Source organism: Mesorhizobium sp. M7A.F.Ca.CA.002.05.1.1 (assembly GCF_003998335.1).
In the GTDB taxonomy this organism is placed as follows: Bacteria; Pseudomonadota; Alphaproteobacteria; order Rhizobiales; family Rhizobiaceae; genus Mesorhizobium.
The window spans coordinates 1-2,961 of the sequence record NZ_RZQI01000753.1 but is presented as its reverse complement, the minus strand read 5'-3'; the positions used below and the strand labels follow the sequence as shown (position 1 = coordinate 2,961).

5 protein-coding genes are annotated in these 2,961 nt (G+C 61.5%); all 5 read right to left on the bottom strand.

Translation table 11 applies throughout. From position 1 onward, the window contains the following. The coding region (locus EN939_RS27855) for an OmpA family protein (protein ID WP_164751279.1) at positions 1-634 on the bottom strand (634 nt) is incomplete at its 3' end. Between the two features lie 176 nt (positions 635-810). After that, positions 811-1,179, bottom strand: coding sequence for a GFA family protein (locus tag EN939_RS27850; RefSeq protein WP_024503891.1), 369 nt, complete (start codon positions 1,177-1,179; stop codon positions 811-813). A gap of 158 nt (positions 1,180-1,337) precedes the next feature. After that, on the bottom strand, positions 1,338-1,715 hold the full coding sequence (locus EN939_RS27845; protein ID WP_023812122.1) for a hypothetical protein: 378 nt from the start codon (positions 1,713-1,715) through the stop codon (positions 1,338-1,340). A gap of 286 nt (positions 1,716-2,001) precedes the next feature. After that, on the bottom strand, positions 2,002-2,421 hold the full coding sequence (locus EN939_RS27840) for a GFA family protein (RefSeq protein WP_127270927.1): 420 nt from the start codon (positions 2,419-2,421) through the stop codon (positions 2,002-2,004). 79 nt (positions 2,422-2,500) lie between these two features. After that, positions 2,501-2,961 (bottom strand): peptide chain release factor-like protein (locus tag EN939_RS27835; RefSeq protein WP_272483115.1); only part of this gene is annotated, 461 nt, incomplete at its 5' end.

Below are 2,961 nucleotides of genomic sequence, written 5' to 3'. Positions count from 1 at the left end.
GCTGGATCTCGACGCGGCGGTTCTGGGCGCGACCTTCGGCCGTGGCATTGGATGCGACGGGGCGCGTCTTGCCGAAGCCTGTGACTGCGAAGCGTCGCTGATCCACGCCCTGACCGGACAGATAGTTCGCCACCGCCAAAGCACGACGCTGCGACAGATCGAAATTGTGCTGGTCGCCACCGGTCGAATCGGTGTGGCCGAACACGTCGACCGTGGTCTGCTTGAACTTCTTCAGCACCAGCGCGACAGAGTTCAGGACTTGGTAGAAGCCGGGCTTCACCGCATCCTGGTCCGAGTTGAAGGTGATGTCGGACGGCATATTGAGGATGATCTGGTCGCCGCTGCGGGTGACGCTGACACCGGTGCCCTCGAGCTGCCGGCGCAGTTCGGCCTCGTTCTGGTCCATGGTGGCGCCGATGGCGCCGCCGGCCAGCGCGCCGATGCCGGCGCCGATCAGTGCGTTGCGGCGGTCGTTGCCGCCGGCAAGCAGGCCAAGGCTTGCACCCGCCAGGGCACCAAGGCCGGCGCCGGCCGCCGTGTTGGAAATCTTCTGGTCGCCCGTATACGGATCGGTGGTGGTGCAGGCGCTCACGAGCACAGCCGTCGCCACGACGACGAGCACAGTCTTTTTCATAGGATGGTCCCTCTCCAAGTCACGCCTTGCGGTGGCGCCAAATCAGCCCTTCCCGCGACTTGTACCACGAATTGCGGCGAAAAGCGGAACGGCAAAAGCGCCGCTCACGGCTTTTCCCGAGGGACCGATACACAGTGATAGCGCCGCATCGCCGGGCCGCAATCGTTCGGATCAGGCTACCAGAGGTTCTTGCCGTCTATGACCACCACTTCGACCTTGTCGAGATCGAAATCGTCGAACAGTCGCGAGTTGACGCTGATCTTGGGATTGTCGAAATCCGGCTCGCCGGTCGACCAGTCCGGCGTTTCGGTAAAGGTGCCGCAGCCGCAGGTGGCGCAAAAACCGTGCTTTACGGTTTTCGATCCCCAGCGGTAGAAAGAGACGTTCTCCATCGGGCTGGTGAGCTTGAATTGCGAAGGCACGTAGTAGGCCCAGAGCGAGCCGCGCTTCGAGCAGAAAGAACAGGTGCATTGCGTCACCGTCTGCGGTGCCTGCGAAACCTCGAATGTCGTCGCCTTGCAATGACAGCTTGCCTTGATGGTCATCAACGAACTCCTCCTGTCGCCCGCCACCCCGTGCGGCAAAGGCAGCATAAAGAGGTGCTCCTGACAACTGTCTGTCAGCAGGCATCACCCGAACTGCGCAAACCCGGCCTGCGGTCCCGGTCACACGCGACCGCGGACGTCCGACCGCCGTCCTGTCGTCAATAGGAGCGCGGCGGCACGAACAGGCAGATTGTCTTGCCGGCGTCGAGGCCCGCCTGGTGCGCACACCAATGGAACTCGCCGTCCGGGCTGTCCTTGACACGCTTGTCGGTCATTGGAACGATCTCACCCGTTCCGGCGATGACATAGCCCTCGGGTTTCTCCAGCACTTCGCCTGTATGGGTCGTGCGACAATCATAGTTGGCGCAGCATGCGAACGGATAACTCCAGCCCTGTGGCTTTGCCGCCGTGGGTGTGGCGTCATGCGCGAAGGCGGGTGCCGTCAGCATTGCCATCGCGCCGATCGCGAACAGGGAAAACAAAAGTCGGCCAGCCGGTTGAACGGCATTGGCCGATCTGAGTGTGGCAGCAGACATGACGCGTTCCTTTCAAACGAGCTCAAGCGTTTCGCTTGCCCGTTCCCGGAACGTATCTTCCCAGTGGCCGGATCGTCGGGTCGCAGATATGCCGCGTCCGGCCATAAATGCTTTTTCTCTCCCAGCGTTTGGATGCTGGGCTGATTCCTTGGTCGGCGCAAGAAGATGCATTCCCGACATCGTTCTATAGACGTCAGGTATCCGCTACCGCCGACGAGATGAGGCCAAGGTCAATTCCCGGCAAACGGGCGTCGAATAAACGGAATTGGCCCGCTGTGGTTCCAGCCTATTGCTGGTCAGAGCCGGCAATCACGTGCTCTTGATGCTGCGGCAGGTCATCGGTGATGGTGAACCAGCCCGCCTTCGAACCGACGAAGATGTGCTCGGTCGGGCGGATGGACGGGTCGTTGACGAGCGTTCCCATGGCGACATGGACGTAGGCGCCGTCGCGCACCAGCGAATAAAGCAAGGAGCCGCACCGGCCGCAATGCGCGTTATGGCCGCTTTCGTCGCCAAAGATCAGGAGCTTGTCCCCGCCTTCGGTGAGGACAAGCTTTTCACGCTCGATACCGGCGAAAGGCTTGAAGGCCGAACCGGTGGTGCGCCGGCAGTTCGAACAATGGCAATTCGCGGCATAGAGGAATTCGTCGGCGACCTCGTAGTGAACCGCGCCGCAGAAGCACTTTCCGGTGAGCTTGCTCGGCAACCCACTCCTCCGTCGCTGTGGTGCGCAGGGGTATGTTCAGATTGAGGTCAGGCTAGCCTCACCTGAACATGGACATATCCTAATCCAGGTCTGCTACGGCTTCGCCCGCACCGCCTTCGATGCGCTGCGACAACGAGGCTTCCATGAAATCGTCGAGGTCGCCATCGAGCACGCTCGACGGGCTGGTGCTCTCGACGCCGGTGCGGAGATCCTTCACCAGCTGGTAGGGCTGCAGCACATAGGAGCGTATCTGGTGACCCCAGCCTATATCACTCTTCGACGCTTCGGTGGCGTTTGCAACTGCCTCGCGCTTCTTCAGCTCTTCCTCGTAAAGGCGCGAGCGCAGCATCTCCCAGGCCTTGGCCTTGTTCTTGTGCTGCGAACGTTCGGCTTGGCAGGCGACCGCAATGCCGGTGGCCAGATGCGTGATGCGCACCGCCGAATCGGTGGTGTTGACGTGCTGGCCGCCCGAGCCGGACGAGCGATAAGTATCGATGCGGACATCCGATTCCGAGACGTCGATCTCGATCGTGTCGTCGA

What these genes read in the sequence shown, in the direction of transcription:
- EN939_RS27845 (WP_023812122.1), bottom strand. Translation starts at nt 1,715, where the DNA reads ATGTCTGCTGCCACACTCAGATCGGCCAATGCCGTTCAACCGGCTGGC.
- EN939_RS27850 (WP_024503891.1), bottom strand. Translation starts at nt 1,179, where the DNA reads ATGACCATCAAGGCAAGCTGTCATTGCAAGGCGACGACATTCGAGGTT.